Genomic DNA, 14,001 nt, shown 5'->3' with positions numbered 1-14,001 from the left:
TTATTTTCCTCTCTCAGGGAGCAAGGAAGAATCTTAAGAGTAAGAGGAGTTGATCGGGATCCCTCATCAACTCCTCTGTTGGAACAATGGAAGCAGGCTAGAGAAACAGCTGGATCCCGGAATCGTAGCCCAAGACCGGCTCGCGCCTAGGTGCCCCCTGGCCAGCTACCGGGAAGCCCTAGCGGGCGTTTCAATAGCGAGATTGAAAACTCCGCCGCCGCTCGCCGCCACTGTTCGCGTTACCAGAGCGGAAACCTGAGGTGGGGCGTTCTTCTCGCGGGCGAGCTTTGTTCACCTTGAGGTCGCGCCCCATCCATTCTGCCCCATCCAGAGCAGCAATGGCAGCCTGCTCCTCTGCTTCAGAGCTCATTTCCACAAACCCGAAGCCTCGAATGCGGCCTGTCTCACGGTCAGTGGGGATCTGCACCCGCTTCACAGAACCGTACTCAGCAAAAACAGCGGTCAAATCCGCTTCTGTCACCTTAAAGGAAAGGTTGCCAACATAAATCGACATAGACGATCTCCGAAAGAGAGAGTAACAAAGGGTGAGATGTTCGGAGAGCCGTCTGCCAATACAAAACGTGAAAATCCGTCAAGACTAGAAGAAACGAGCACTACAACCGACAACGATCTCGTCCCCTATCCTAACACAGAAGTAGGGGCTCGCCACTCCGATTTTTCCAAATCCTGGGAAGATTGCCTTCATCACCCCGCCGCTCTGCCTGCGCTGATGCCATCTCAGCCCAGCTTCTCCAGCCTGGATCCCAGCAATCTCATCTGGGCTTCCAGCTCCGCCAGTTGTTCCTGACTGGCTTGCACCACTTCAGGGTTGGCCCGGTTGAGAAAATTGGGGTTCTCCAAGCGGGCGCGGATCCCTTGGGCCTCTTTTTCCAGCTTGGCCAGGTCTTTTTGCAGTTTGGCCCGCAGCGCTTCCACATCCACCAATCCCGCCAAGGGCATCAGCACCTGCACCGTGCCCACCACTGCAGCCGCCACCTGTTTGGGCTCCGTGGCCAGGGATCCCGTAATCTCCAAAGCCTCGGCCTTAACCAGATCCCGGATATAAGCTTGGGCAGCCGTCAGGATCCGCTGCTCGGCGGGATCGGTAGTGAGCAAAAGGGCCCTGATGGTCTGATGGGGCTTGAGGCCGGTTTCTGCCCGCAGGTTGCGCAGGCTGGTAATGGTTTGGATCACCAAGCCAAACTCCCGCTCCAGTTGGGGGTCGATCCAGGTGGGATCCGGGGTGGGATAGGGCTGCACAGAGATGGAAGTGGTTTGATTGACCTGGGTGAGAAGCTGCCAGATCTCCTCGGTGATGTGGGGCATCCAGGGGTGCAGCAGTTTGAGAATGGTTTCCAAAACGATGGCCAGCACCTGCTGCGCTGTGCGCTTGGAAGCCAAGTTTTCTCCCCGCAGCCGGGGCTTGACCAGCTCGATGTACCAGTCACAAAAGTCATCCCAAATAAGGGAGTAAAGTAGGCGTGCCCCCTCTCCCAGGCCATAGGCTTCCAGCTCGGCGATGACTTGGGTGGCTGTGGAGTGCAGCCGCGACAGGATCCAGCGATCGGCCAATTCCAGCGCTTCAGGAACAGGGGATCCCAGTTGGGCAGGGGTTTGCCCCTCCAAGTTCATCAACACAAAGCGGGAGGCGTTCCAGATCTTATTGGCAAAGTTGCGGGCGGCCTCTACGCTGGCGCTCTCGCCGGTCTTGCGGTCGTAGGCCAGGCGGATGTCTTGCCCTGCCCCCACCACCTCTTTGACCAGGGCATAGCGCAGGGCGTCGGTGCCGTATTTGTCCAGCAGCTCCAGGGGATCGATGCCATTTCCCTTGGTTTTGGACATTTTCGCCCCGTGCTCATCCCGCACCAGGCCATTGATGTACACATCTTTGAAGGGGATCTGGCCGGTAAATTGGGATCCCATCATGGCCATGCGGGCCACCCAGAAGAAAATGATGTCAAAGCCCGTGGACATCAGGGAGTTGGGATAGTAGCGTTTGAAATCCTCGGTCTCTTCCGGCCAGCCCAGGGTTGAAAAGGGCCACAGAGCAGAGCTAAACCAGGTATCCAGCACATCGGGATCCTGTTCCACCCGCTCAACTTCTGGGCCAAACTTTTCCCGTGCCTTGAGCAGCGCTTCCTCGCCGTTGCGGGCCACCACAAAAGCTTGGGGATCCTCGAGAAGCTGGCCATTGAGGACTGGATACCAAGCTGGGATCTGATGGCCCCACCACAACTGCCGAGAAATGCACCAGGGGCGCAGCTTTTCCAGCCAGCCCGTGTAGACTTTGGTCCAGCGCTCAGGGATAAAGCGGGGGCTATTTCGTTGGTATTCCTCTTCCAAACAGCGAGCCCCCATCCCCGAGACATCGCAAAACCACTGAATGGAAAGCAAAGGCTCGATGGGCACGCCGCCGCGGTCGCTGTGGGGAACGGTGTGGGTGTAGTCCTCCACCTTCTCCAGCAGGCCATGTTCGGCAAACCACTGCACCACCTTTTCTCGGGCCACAAAGCGATCTAGGCCGGTGAAAGGATCCCCGTTTTCGTTGAGGGTGCCGTCTTTATTGAGGATGTTGATGAAGGGCAATTGGTGCCGTTTGCCGATTTCAAAGTCGTTGGGGTCGTGGGCCGGGGTAATTTTCACACACCCGGAGCCAAAGGAGGGATCCACATACTCATCCGCAATGATGGGGATGAGGCGATTTTTAATGGGCAGGCGAATGAACTGGCCGATGAGATGGCAATAGCGCTCGTCTTGGGGGTTCACCGCCACCGCCGTATCCCCCAGCATGGTCTCGGGCCGAGTGGTGGCCACCACCAGATACTGGCTGGGATCCTCGGCCAAGGGATAGCGAAAATGCCACAGGTGGCCCTTGACCTCTTTGTCGTCTAGCTCAATGTCTGACACCGCCGACTGGGTGGCCGGGCACCAGTTCACCAAATACTCGCCCCGGTAAATCAACCCCGCCTCGTATAGCCGCACAAACGCCTCGGTTACCGCCCGGCTCAGCCCCTCGTCGAGGGTAAAGCGATCCCGCGTCCAGTCCAGCGAGAGACCCAGCCGCCGCAATTGGCTCTTGATAGCTCCCTGCGACTGCTCCTTCCAAGCCCAAGCTCGCTCCAGAAAAGCCTCGCGGCCCAGATCGAAGCGGGTCTTGCCCTCTTGGCGCAGTTGGTTTTCCAGGATGGTGTGCACGGCGATGCTGGCATGGTCTGTGCCGGGCAGCCAGAGCACGTTGTAGCCGCGCATCCGCTTGTAGCGCGTCACCACATCCGGCAGGGTAAAGGCAAAAGCATGGCCCATGTGCAGGTTGCCCGTCACATTGGGCGGGGGCAGCACCATGCTAAAGGCCTCTCCCGGCGCCTTGGGATCCGCCACGTAAAAGCCCTTCTCCTCCCAAAAGCGCTGCCACTTCGGCTCGGTCTCGAAGGGGTTGTACTGGCTGGGCAGGTTGACAGAGGAAATTGCAGCAGTCATGGGGAGAATAGGCCAACGGCTGAGAAGGATGAATCACTTTGATGAATCACTTTATAGAGTAGCAGTTCAACCCTTTGCCCTTCGGGGTAGAGTGGCCCATCGGTCTTGACCCTAATCACACGGCTAGAGAGGGATTTCGAGCTAGGGTACTACCATCCTCAGCTTTGGGTACGGCGTTATGTCCAGATCATTGACGGCAACGGTCCTGATGGCTCTGATGGCTCTATCCCCTGGGATCCCTGCCCTCGCGCAACAAGAGTGGTGGAAACGCTCAAAAGACGACATCCTGCTTTGTTATGGGCAGCCCGTCGATCCAGCCTCTCTGCCGGGTTTTGAGGTTTGCTTGAGTGCCCGCCGCCACCCTGATGAACAATCCCGGCTGGTAGGCCTGTATTTTGTTCCGTACAGCGATTACGTCTTTTGCTTCGTAGGTACAGAGAAGCCCAATAGCTCAGAGTGGACTCTTGTGGGTCGAAGTGGAGAGTTCGTGTTTGGCCTAGATCGCCCTCTGGCCCCTTCTGAACTAGAAGGGGAGACCCCTTGGATTATCCAGCGAAAAGCCCGCATTCTCGAGGTGGAGGGGGATCCTGTTGCCAGTTTCAGGCAACTGGTGGTTTACGACGAAACCGAGTTGGATCTGAAGGGGTTTGCCATAGTGAGTGCACCTCCAGGGCACTTCGGGGATTCCATTTTGCCAGAAGTGTTTTTGGAGCGGCCCGAATGCCAGGCAATTTTGAATTGAGGGCCTTCCGCACCTTCGGCTAGTGGGCGCTCCTGGGTTTGGCAAACTTGCAAGCTGGCTCTACAGCCCAGAGTAAGCGTTGAGCCATTCCATAAAATAAAACACCAGCGGCCCGGTGAATACGTAGCTATCCCCCCGATCCAAAATGCCGCCGTGGCCTGGGATCAGATCCCCGGAATCTTTGACGCCGGCATCTCGCTTCATCAGCGATTCGGTCAGGTCGCCCAGCAGGCTGGTCAACCCGATCAAAAACCCCAACACGCTGCCGCTCAGCCAGCTCCAGGGCCAGCTCAGGGCGTGGGCTCCGGCCACGGCCAGGGCCATGCTGGCGGCAATGCCGGCTACTGCCCCTTCCACCGTTTTCTTCGGGCTGAGGATGGAGAGCTTGGTGCGCCCAAAGGCCCGACCACACAGGTAGGCCCCTACATCTGCGGCGATCACGCAGCCAATGGCCAACAGCGTAATCCATAGCCCTTCGCCAATGCCCTTGGATAAAGACAAAGCCCTGACCCGAATCCAGAAGCTGGGCAGCAACGCACAGTAGAACAACCCCAAAATCGAGGTGGCAATATCGGCAATGGTGGCCACCTTGGGCTTAAAGAGCAAATAAAAACAAATGATGGATCCCGCCACAATAAAAGCAGGGCTCGTCCATTCCGGCTTGACCTGCTGCAAAATCACCAGCACCTGGCTGGAAAACATGGTGGTGCGCATGGCCGGCGCATTGCCTTTGGCTTGCACCAAGCGAAAAAACTCCAGTTGGGCCAAAAAAATGATCAGCCCAATGGCTGCGGTGAAATACCAGCCCCCTAGCAGGGTGACCGCCAACGCAAACAACACCGCCGCAAAACCGCTAACCCAACGGGCTCCCATGGGCGCACCCCGTCACGTTGGCTGGCCAAATACCTCTTGCCCCCGGCTCCAGCAGATCGACGTCCAAGCCGAGAGCAGAAGAAACCCCCCCTCTGGTGTTCAAGATTCGCGTTTGCGGGACGGAGTCCTGATGCGGCTGCTGCAATGGAAACGCCTCTTGCCCTAGCCTTTCAGTTTAACTCCCTTGGCCTCGAAACAACCGCTTTCGGCCCTGTAGGATGGGATTTCCAGGTAAGGTGGCAGACAGACTGGAGCATGAGATAATGGGCAAACCGCAAAGCTCACTGCTGACCGCCTAAGATACCTCTGATTCGTTGCACCGCAGCATGGTTCAAGAACTTACTTCGCGCTCCACAACTGCTCGCATTTCTGCCGAAGAGGCTCGTCTTCTTTATGAAGACATGGTGCTGGGCCGCCTGTTTGAAGACAAGTGCGCCGAAATGTACTACAAGGGCAAGATGTTCGGCTTTGTGCATCTGTACAACGGCCAGGAGGCCGTCTCTACGGGGGTGATCAAGGCGCTCAAGCCCACCGACTACGTGTGCAGCACCTACCGCGATCATGTGCATGCCCTCAGCACCGGGATCCCGCCGCGGGCGGTCATGGCAGAGTTGTTCGGCAAGGCCACCGGCTGCAGCAAGGGTCGGGGTGGTTCCATGCACCTCTTCTCGGCGGAGCACAATTTCTTGGGGGGCTATGCCTTTGTGGCCGAAGGGATCCCAGTGGCGACGGGGGCTGCTTTTTCTGCCAAATACCGGGGCACTGACCAGGTAACCGCCTGCTTCTTTGGGGATGGAGCCTGCAACAACGGCCAGTTTTACGAGTGCCTCAACATGGCCGCCCTCTGGAAGTTGCCCATCGTCTATGTGGTGGAAAATAACTTCTGGGCTATTGGCATGGCCCATGAACGCGCCACTTCCGACACCGATATTTACCGCAAAGGCCCGGCTTTTGGCATGCCCGGCTACCAGGTGGATGGGATGGATGTGCTGGCGGTGCGAGAGGCGGCCCAACAGGCCATTGCCCGCGCCCGCGCCGGAGAAGGCCCCACCTTGCTAGAGTGCATCACCTATCGTTTTCGGGGCCATTCCCTTGCCGACCCTGACGAGCTGCGCAGTCCTGAGGAAAAAGAGTTCTGGCGGCAGCGGGATCCCATTAAACAACTGGAACGCTATGCCCTGGAGCACAACCTAATGTCCGAGGCAGACTTCCAAGCCATCCACGCGGAGGTCAGCGCCGTGATTGAGGACGCGGTTCTTTTTGCTCTGGAAAGCCCAGAGCCAACCCTGGACGAGCTGCACCGTTTTGTCTTTGCCGAAGACGAGTAGATCCTGGCCACTTCCCCGGTAGCGGGGGAGTCGCTTGCCGGGGGATCCCCACAAGGTTCTCTGGCCAGCTCGGGCGGCCTATCCACCCGACGGAGCGCTATCGCGCCGGATCCCTTGAGGATCCTCGATGATTGGCATTGGAGAAACCTTCTCGAGATCTGCGCTATTGCGCAGATTTTTTTGTAAATATCGCTTCCCATTTGTTTACACAGCTTCATATCATTGAGGTATCGAGCATGAGTATTTATTCCTGGTCATGAGCAATCCTCTTGAGTTTCCCTGGCTGTCGGTGCTGGTGCTCTTGCCTCTGCTGGCAGCCTTTGGGATCCCCTTGATCCCCCAGAGCCGTTGGGTGCGTTGGTATGCCCTCGCTGTGGGGGCTTTTGATTTGGGCCTGATGGTCTATGTCTTTGCGCGGCACTATGACCTGCAGGACTTTTCTCTGCAACTGGCGGAGCGCTACGCCTGGGTGCCCCAAATTGGGTTCCACTGGTCGCTGGCGGTGGACGGCCTGTCCTTGCCGCTGGTGTTGCTGTCGGGTTTGATCACGACCCTGTCGATTGTGGCGGCTTGGAATCTCACCCATAAGCCGCGTTTGTTTTTCTTCTTGCTGCTGCTGATGTACGGTGCCCAGGTGGGCGTGTTTCTGGCGCAGGACATGCTTCTATTCTTCCTGATGTGGGAGATTGAGCTGGTGCCGGTCTATCTGCTCATCTCCATTTGGGGTGGGCCGAAGCGCCAGTACGCCGCCACCAAGTTCATCCTCTACACCGCCGCCGCCTCCATTTTTATCTTGGTGGGATCCCTGGCGATGGCCTTCTACGGCGAGGGCTTCAGCCTGGAGATGGCAGAGCTGAGCGCTAAGTCTTACCCACTGGCCTTGGAGCTGTTGGCCTATGCGGCTTTGCTGATTGCCTTTGGGGTGAAGCTGCCGATTTTTCCGCTGCACACCTGGCTGCCGGATGCCCACAGCGAAGCCTCTGCTCCCATTTCCATGATCTTGGCGGGAGTTCTGCTCAAGATGGGGGGCTATGGCCTGATCCGCATGAATGTGGGCATGTTGTCGGAAGCCCACGTGTACTTCGCCCCGGTGCTGGCGGTGTTGGGTGTGGTGAACATCATTTACGGGGCGTTGGCGGCCTTTGGTCAGAACCATCTCAAGCGGCGCTTGGCCTATTCGTCCATTGCCCACATGGGCTTTGTGTTGATCGGGATCTCCGCCTTCACGGAGCTGGGCATCAATGGGGCAGTGCTGCAGATGATCTCCCACGGTCTGATTGCCGCGGTTCTGTTCTTCCTGACGGGGATCACCTACGAGCGCACCCACACCCTTGCCCTCGACAAGTTGGGAGGGTTGGCCAAGCAGATGCCGAAGGCTTTTGCCCTGTTTACAGCGGGATCCCTGGCCTCTCTGGCGCTGCCGGGGATGAGCGGATTTGTGGGTGAGCTGACGGTGTTCTTGGGCTTGACCACCAGCGATGCCTATGCGCCGACCTTCAAAGCTGGAATTGCCCTGCTGGCGGCAGTGGGTATCATTTTGACGCCCATTTACTTGCTCTCCATGCTGCGTCAGGTGTTCTACGGGGCTCAGGATCCCGGCCTAGTTTTGGAAGATTACCTGGGGGATATGCGCCCGCGGGAAATGGCGGTGGCCCTCTGTCTGCTGTTGCCGATTCTCGGCATTGGCTTCTACCCACGCCTGGCTACCCAAACCTACGATGTCACAACGGTGGCGGTAGCTGCCCAGTTGCGCAGTGTGTTGGCAACTGAAATCGTGCAGCGGCCTTTCTTCCCCTCGCCAGTGCAACCGGCCCAGGTGGCAGCTCTGCCCCTGGAGGATTGAAAGGAGGTCGAGGGCTCGGCTTCCCTTTGTTCGGTCTTTCTCTATCTACTTCTTCTCTGTCCAGAAGAGCTGGTGTTTGAGGAGCAGCCCCACTCAACATTCAGCTCTTCTTTTGTTTTTTTTAAGTTTTAAGGTTGGGTTTGGGATCCGGGATATCCCTGGGCTGGGATTTTCTTGTGGCCGATTGTTCTTGCGCCGTCCATTCTATCGGTGATCGGTATGAATAGAGTTTTGTTCCATCAGGTTTAGCTGCACCACCAACCACCAGAGGGTTACATCGGAATAGGTTGCCCGGCGCTTGAGCCGAGAAATGGAGTGTACCGGGTTTTGGCTGTCGATCATCCACTCAGAAGCGATGATTTGGCCGCGTTGCTGAGCATTCATTGTTTCTCCCTCCGCTCGCCAACTGCTCAATACTTAGAATGGCTAATATTTAGGATGGCGAATTTGCGCGGGAGCGTGTGAAAAAATATATTACGCAGGGATCCCCAAAATCGGCTAACTTTCTTAGCAATGAGGATCTCATAAGCCGTTGAGTTGCTGAGTTGCCGTCCGGGGATGGGAAAAATGTTGCAGAAGGGGTAAAAGGTTGGGCGAGGGGATTGCCCCTATCTTCACAAGTCTTAAAACCTAGAAAGATTCTATTTTCTCTTGACTTGTCTGTGGGTCTGAATTCCACCTCCCTTCGCCGGCCTCTGCAGCAGCAACCCTTGAGGAGCCTGAGATCGCGATGAGAGCCAAGGCCATCTCTCCCCAGCCAGCCTCTGCTTTTGGAGAAGTGGTGGAAGCCAACACCACAACCTTTGTGGCCCAGTGCTTCGAGCCGGAACGTCTGACCTTCCCACCCATGCCTGCTCTCGGCAGTTGGACGCGCTCCCAAGACGAAGAGACCGGCAACCTAATCTACGGGGTGGTTTGCTATGCCGCCATCGCCCCCATCGACACCGTCCACCGCGCCAGGGCTTTGGGCCTCTCCCCTCAGGAGCTGCGGGAGCAACAGCCCCAAATTTTTGCCATGTTGCGCACCGATTTCCGCGCGGCCATTGTCGGCTTTGTCAGCGGGGGACGGGTCTATCAGTACTTGCCGCCACGGCCTCCCCAGATTCACCAGCCGGTTTATCTCTGCTCCGATACGGAAGTGAGGGAGTTCTGCCGCTCTTTCGAGTTTTTGCGCACCCTGCTACGGGTCAACGGGATCCCAACCGATGAGCTGGTGGCTGCCGTGATTCGCCAAACTTACCGAATCCTGAACCGGGATCGCAACTGGCTTCTACAGGCAGGTCGGCAGTTGAGCTGTCTGTTGCGGGGTGATTATGAGCATCTCAGCGCAATTTTACGAAAGATTGAAGCCTAAGCGAAGAAATATTGAGAATGGCCTTGGATCCCTCTGGAATCGAGTCGGGGGGTGATAACCTGAGGCCGTTTCCTATGGAATTGATTCCCTTTGAATCCTCTTTCTGCTGTAAAAATGTTTAACAAATTCAATCCTTCTGACAAACCCTCCAAAGGCAATTGGGCAGGTCGTACCTTTTCTGCAGCTGCGGGCGCTTCGGTGGCAGCCGGTGTTTGCATTGCCCACGGTCAGCCGGCTTATGTGTCGCTGTTGGTGGCCTGTTGCGCGACGGTGTTTACCCTCGTTTTGGATGAAATGGGCTGGATCTAGGCTCGGTTTCAACGTCAGCTTTGGTTTTGCTGCATAAGAAGCCGCTCTAAAGCAGAGACTAACCAATCCAATAGGGATCCCTGGCCCTCTGGGTTTGCTGCTTGCGTGAAAGGATCCCTTTGCTGGGTTGGCAACATGCAGCCTTACTTTACCCTGCTTCGCGGGCTGCCCGCACCAACAATCCTGCTGTGATCAGCCCTGCCAGAATAGAGCTGCCGCCATGGCTGAACAAAGGCAGGGGCACGCCTGTGGTAGGCAGAACCCCGGTGACCACGCCGATGTTCATCAGCGACTGCCCCACCAGAAACATCAGGCAGCCGCAGGCTACTAAGCGAATGGTCAACTCCCGACAGCGCCCCATCACCCGCCAGCCCAGCAGAGTGTAGAAGGTCAGCAACCCCAGAAAGAACAGGGATCCGGCCAAGCCAAACTCTTCTGCATACACCGAGAAGATAAAGTCGGTGTATTGGATGGGCAGGTAGAACAGCTTTTGCTGGGAGAGGCCATACCCTTTGCCCCACAGGCCGCCGGAGCCAATGGCCAACAGGCTTTGCACCAACTGATAGCCATCCCCTTGGGCGTTACCCCAGGGATCCAAAAAAGCCAAGATGCGCCGTCGTTGGTAATCTTTGCTGAGAATGCTCACCACAGCCGCCAGAATCCCCAGCCCCGCTGTGGCCAAAAGGGTGAAAGCTGGGATCCCGGCAGTCCAAGCCATGACCCAGAGGGTAAAGCCGCAGATGGCCGTGGTGCCCAGGTTGGGCTGGGCGAGGATCCCCAAGAGCGCAAAGGCGAAGATAACCACCCAGAGGATGCGGAACCAGAGGGGATGGTGAAACCAGCGGCCAAAGATCCAGGATCCCTGCAAGACCAACAGGGGCTTGAGCAATTCCGAGGGCTGGATAACAGGGATCACCTTCAAATCCAGCCAGCGGCTGGCTTCCAGGCGGGAAACCCCCAACCCCGGCACCTGGGTGGCCCACACCAGGCCAACTCCCAGCAAGCAGAGGATCCCGGCCCAGGGGAACCAGCGCCGCAGCGGGATCTGCACCAGAGCCCAGAAACAGCCCAGACCCAGCCCGGCCCAGAGCAATTGGCGCTTGAGAAAGTAGAGGCCATCGCCGGTGATCCGCTGAGCCACCGGGTAGGAAGCGGAAAACAGCATCAGCAGCCCCAGCACCAGCCAGATCAAGGTGAGCCAGCGCAGCCAGCGAGCTTCAGCATTCCAGGGATCCCTGGAGGGCTTGGCAGCAGGCTCGGAAATGGTTGCCACGGTGTTCAAAGCTGGAGTACTGGTCAAAACTGGCACAGGCGGGGGACAGCAAAATGGTGATGGGTTGAGCGGGCTTCCCCAAGCTCTGAGCTTGACGCGAAAGGGAACAAGCCGCTGCAAAGGCTCTTTCCACCGCTACATCTAGGGTTGGCACCAGCTCAACGTCAGTATAGTGGATCCCCTGGAGGGCCTCTGCCAGGGCTGGGGCAGACTCCCCCATCAGCAACACGCGGGCCACCTTGGCCCGAATCAACCGCAACCAGGCGCCGGGATCCCCCTGCTTAGCCCTTCCTCCGGCAATCAGAATAATGGGTGGGGAAAGGGCGTTGAGCGCCACCCAGCCGGCCTCGTAGTTGGTGGCCTTGCTGTCGTTGACAAAGCGGATGGGGGTGGATCCCACCTGGATTTGCGCCACCCGCTCCAGCCGATGGGGCATGCCGGCAAAAGATCGGATGGCTTTTTGAATGGCAGCGTTGGGGAGCCCAGCTAGACGCGCTGCTGCTGCCGCCAAGAGCAGGTTTTGCAGATTGTGTTGGCCAGGGCAGCGTTCTGCAAAGTCCTCCAGCTCCGCCACCATCTCCCCCTGGATGTAGAGGCGGTTTTCCCGCAGGTCAACGGTTGCGGTGGGATCCTGATCGCAACAGAGTTGCGGGGCAGCAAGGGAGATCCAATAGGTCTTTTCCCAGTCCTGCCGGCGGCGGCACAGGTAGGGATCCTCGCCGTTGAGCACCCGCCACTGGGCCCGATCCAAAAGGCGAGCCTTAAAGCTGGCATAGCGCTCCAGCGTCCCATGCCGTTCTAGGTGATCGGGAGTGAAGGTGGTCCACACCCCAATGCGCGGCGGCCCTCCAGGAGTACTGCTCATGAGGCGGCTGCTGGCTTCCAACTGATAGCTGCTCAGCTCCGCCACGATCCAGTCCGGCTCTAGCGTTCCCTGGAGCGTTTCCAAAGCCACCTGCGACAGGGGCAGGCCGATGTTGCCGCAGGGGATCCCTTGCAACCCCGCCGCCTTGAACATTTCCGCCACCAGAGCCGTGGTGGTGCTTTTGCCGTTGGTGCCGGTGATCCCCACCCAGGGTAGGTGGTCAAGATAGATCCAGGCCAGCTCCGCCTCCCCCACCACCGGGATTCCCTGTTGACGCACCTCCTGCAGCAGCGGGTGATCCCAGGCAATGCCCGGACTGACCACCACCTGCTTCACCCCTTCGGCCAGTTGAAAAGGCTGCCCCAGCCGAACCGGGATCCCTTCTTGATTGAGCTCGGCCTGCCGCTGTCTGAGAAGAGGGGAATCTTGCTCATCCCAAACCAGCACTTCATAGCCCTGGGCCCGCAACAGTCGCGCTGCCGCCAGCCCCGCAATGCCTAACCCCAAAACTTGATGTTGCACGTTGGTTTCTACTTCGTTTCTTTATTTGGGGATCCCTGCTTGGATCTTACCGGTCACGTCCTTGACCCGCATGTTTTTGTTCGACATTCCCCTTGCTTACGGGGGTGGCCAGTTGGTGGCGTGGGTGGAGTTTTCCTAGCCGCCTGGATGGCTAACTTGGGAATAGGTTGGAAACCAGTCCGCTGGCCTTGTCCCAATGAGCACTGTTAGCTAGGCAGACACCCAGATCTACCCGAATCAACATCCCGATGTGATACCGCAAGAGATTAAGCCAAGATAGGAAAACCATTCAGACGGGAGCCTGATGCCTGCCCCTTCCCGTTGGCCTGGTTGGGCTAAACTCAACAACTCTCAGTTGTTGCGCATTTTACTGACCTTGGCTTGTGCTTGGGCGATATCCCAAGTGCTGGCTTATTTTGAGCTGGTCATCACTATTTTTGTGTTGGCGGCTATTCTGGCCTATTTGCTCAGCTATCCAGTGGGTTGGTTGAGCCGCTTTTTCTCTCACAATTTCTCAGTTTATTTGGTAACTTTTATTACGGTTATTCTCCTGTCCAGTATGACCGCAGTGCTAGGCCTGACATTAATTTCGCAGTTACCTCAGCTTCAAGAGAGTATTGCGGCATTTCTGAATACTATTTTCGATGCCATTGATCAGTTGGAGCGCCTGCTGGGAAATTTTAACATTACAGTCGATATCCAAGAATTTGAGCAGCAAATCAAAGACCAAACTCTAAACCTGTTGGGCTCTGGTGTGTTGACTTTGCGCATCTTGCTCTTGGGTTTGGTCAATCTGTTTTTAATCTTCATCGTTGCTTTTTTCATGCTTTTAGATGGCAAGCGACTGTGGAACTTATTTCTAAAACCCTTTCCAGAAGATTGGAAAGATCGAATTACCGGGAGTGTACGACGGAACTTCCTGGGATTTTTCTGGGGTCGGGTTGTGCTGTCATTTTTCTTTGCCATCTCAACCTTTCTGGTATTTTTACTGCTTGAGATCCCTTCGGCACTAACTTTAGCTTTGATTGCAGGGCTGTTTGACTTGATTCCGGGAATTGGAGCCACTATTGGCATTAGCTTAATTGCTCTAATTGTCTTACCGCAAAGTGTATGGCTTTCTATCCAGGTTTTGGTGATCTGTATTTCTCTGCAGCAGGTGGAAGAAAACTTGCTCTTGCCCCGTGTGATGCAGGGATCCCTGAACATCAGCCCGGTGGTTATGTTTTTCTCCCTCTTTGTGGGTGGCACTGTGGCCGGTTTGCTGGGGGTGTTCTTGGCTATTCCGGTGACGGGGGTATTGATCAACCTGCTGGAGATCGATGAGATGAAAGGGGATCCAAAGCGGTGAGGTTCACCCAAAGCTGACCCTGGGGGTAGATGTTTCGCCGGGCACCATCTACAACCTGTACAGATTT

12 protein-coding genes are annotated in these 14,001 nt (G+C 56.9%); 6 read left to right on the top strand and 6 right to left on the bottom strand.

Going from position 1 to position 14,001, the window contains the following annotated elements; genetic code table 11:
* Positions 1–190: 190 nt before the first annotated feature.
* Together ACVWYZ_RS01265 and ACVWYZ_RS01260 are read right to left on the bottom strand one after the other, a co-directional pair.
* On the bottom strand, positions 191–514 hold the full coding sequence (locus tag ACVWYZ_RS01265; RefSeq protein WP_011431969.1) for an RNA recognition motif domain-containing protein: 324 nt from the start codon (positions 512–514) through the stop codon (positions 191–193).
* A gap of 224 nt (positions 515–738) precedes the next feature.
* Positions 739–3,477 carry a valine--tRNA ligase gene (locus tag ACVWYZ_RS01260; RefSeq protein ID WP_457465602.1) on the bottom strand — a complete coding sequence of 913 codons (2,739 nt, stop codon included), beginning with the start codon at positions 3,475–3,477 and terminating at the stop codon, positions 739–741.
* A gap of 178 nt (positions 3,478–3,655) precedes the next feature.
* Between ACVWYZ_RS01260 and ACVWYZ_RS01255 the strand changes: the two genes are divergently transcribed.
* Positions 3,656–4,219: a hypothetical protein gene (locus tag ACVWYZ_RS01255; RefSeq protein ID WP_457465600.1), complete on the top strand. Its 564-nt coding sequence runs from the start codon at positions 3,656–3,658 to the stop codon at positions 4,217–4,219.
* Between the two features lie 60 nt (positions 4,220–4,279).
* Here ACVWYZ_RS01255 and ACVWYZ_RS01250 read toward each other — a convergent pair whose 3' ends face one another.
* Positions 4,280–5,092, bottom strand: coding sequence for a phosphatidate cytidylyltransferase (locus ACVWYZ_RS01250; protein WP_457465599.1), 813 nt, complete (start codon positions 5,090–5,092; stop codon positions 4,280–4,282).
* A 326-nt stretch (positions 5,093–5,418) separates the two neighbouring features.
* On the opposite strand from ACVWYZ_RS01250, the gene pdhA reads away from it, so the two are divergent.
* Positions 5,419–6,420 carry a pyruvate dehydrogenase (acetyl-transferring) E1 component subunit alpha gene (pdhA, locus tag ACVWYZ_RS01245; protein WP_414350741.1) on the top strand — a complete coding sequence of 334 codons (1,002 nt, stop codon included), beginning with the start codon at positions 5,419–5,421 and terminating at the stop codon, positions 6,418–6,420.
* A 256-nt stretch (positions 6,421–6,676) separates the two neighbouring features.
* The gene (locus tag ACVWYZ_RS01240; protein WP_457465598.1) at positions 6,677–8,263 is read left to right on the top strand and encodes an NAD(P)H-quinone oxidoreductase subunit 4; all 1,587 of its coding nucleotides are present in this window, start codon (positions 6,677–6,679) and stop codon (positions 8,261–8,263) included.
* Between the two features lie 204 nt (positions 8,264–8,467).
* Here the strand turns inward: ACVWYZ_RS01240 and ACVWYZ_RS01235 are convergent, their stop codons facing one another.
* Complete coding sequence (locus ACVWYZ_RS01235; protein ID WP_011431964.1) at positions 8,468–8,647, bottom strand: hypothetical protein; 180 nt, start codon at positions 8,645–8,647, stop codon at positions 8,468–8,470.
* Between the two features lie 346 nt (positions 8,648–8,993).
* Between ACVWYZ_RS01235 and ACVWYZ_RS01230 the strand changes: the two genes are divergently transcribed.
* On the top strand, positions 8,994–9,617 hold the full coding sequence (locus ACVWYZ_RS01230; protein ID WP_457444142.1) for a hypothetical protein: 624 nt from the start codon (positions 8,994–8,996) through the stop codon (positions 9,615–9,617).
* Positions 9,618–10,074: 457 nt separating this feature from the next.
* Here the strand turns inward: ACVWYZ_RS01230 and ACVWYZ_RS01225 are convergent, their stop codons facing one another.
* Positions 10,075–11,199: an FtsW/RodA/SpoVE family cell cycle protein gene (locus tag ACVWYZ_RS01225; RefSeq protein WP_457465597.1), complete on the bottom strand. Its 1,125-nt coding sequence runs from the start codon at positions 11,197–11,199 to the stop codon at positions 10,075–10,077.
* Positions 11,144–12,586, bottom strand: coding sequence for a UDP-N-acetylmuramoyl-L-alanine--D-glutamate ligase (murD, locus tag ACVWYZ_RS01220; protein WP_457465595.1), 1,443 nt, complete (start codon positions 12,584–12,586; stop codon positions 11,144–11,146). Before murD ends, ACVWYZ_RS01225 begins: the two co-directional genes overlap by 56 nt.
* Position 12,587: 1 nt before the next feature.
* Between murD and ACVWYZ_RS01215 the strand changes: the two genes are divergently transcribed.
* Complete coding sequence (locus ACVWYZ_RS01215; protein WP_457465593.1) at positions 12,588–12,725, top strand: hypothetical protein; 138 nt, start codon at positions 12,588–12,590, stop codon at positions 12,723–12,725.
* 165 nt (positions 12,726–12,890) lie between these two features.
* Positions 12,891–13,934 carry an AI-2E family transporter gene (locus tag ACVWYZ_RS01210; RefSeq protein ID WP_457465591.1) on the top strand — a complete coding sequence of 348 codons (1,044 nt, stop codon included), beginning with the start codon at positions 12,891–12,893 and terminating at the stop codon, positions 13,932–13,934.
* Positions 13,935–14,001: the final 67 nt, after the last annotated feature.

The organism is Thermostichus sp. MS-CIW-37, from assembly GCF_054060065.1.
Note: the sequence above shows the minus strand (reverse complement) of the source record. Positions and strands in the feature narration are given on the sequence as shown.

What these genes read in the sequence shown, in the direction of transcription:
- ACVWYZ_RS01255 (WP_457465600.1), top strand. Translation starts at nt 3,656, where the DNA reads ATGTCCAGATCATTGACGGCAACGGTCCTGATGGCTCTGATGGCTCTA.
- ACVWYZ_RS01260 (WP_457465602.1), bottom strand. Translation starts at nt 3,477, where the DNA reads ATGACTGCTGCAATTTCCTCTGTCAACCTGCCCAGCCAGTACAACCCC.
- pdhA (WP_414350741.1), top strand. Translation starts at nt 5,419, where the DNA reads ATGGTTCAAGAACTTACTTCGCGCTCCACAACTGCTCGCATTTCTGCC.
- ACVWYZ_RS01250 (WP_457465599.1), bottom strand. Translation starts at nt 5,092, where the DNA reads ATGGGAGCCCGTTGGGTTAGCGGTTTTGCGGCGGTGTTGTTTGCGTTG.
- ACVWYZ_RS01235 (WP_011431964.1), bottom strand. Translation starts at nt 8,647, where the DNA reads ATGAATGCTCAGCAACGCGGCCAAATCATCGCTTCTGAGTGGATGATC.
- ACVWYZ_RS01210 (WP_457465591.1), top strand. Translation starts at nt 12,891, where the DNA reads ATGCCTGCCCCTTCCCGTTGGCCTGGTTGGGCTAAACTCAACAACTCT.
- ACVWYZ_RS01240 (WP_457465598.1), top strand. Translation starts at nt 6,677, where the DNA reads ATGAGCAATCCTCTTGAGTTTCCCTGGCTGTCGGTGCTGGTGCTCTTG.
- ACVWYZ_RS01230 (WP_457444142.1), top strand. Translation starts at nt 8,994, where the DNA reads ATGAGAGCCAAGGCCATCTCTCCCCAGCCAGCCTCTGCTTTTGGAGAA.
- ACVWYZ_RS01265 (WP_011431969.1), bottom strand. Translation starts at nt 514, where the DNA reads ATGTCGATTTATGTTGGCAACCTTTCCTTTAAGGTGACAGAAGCGGAT.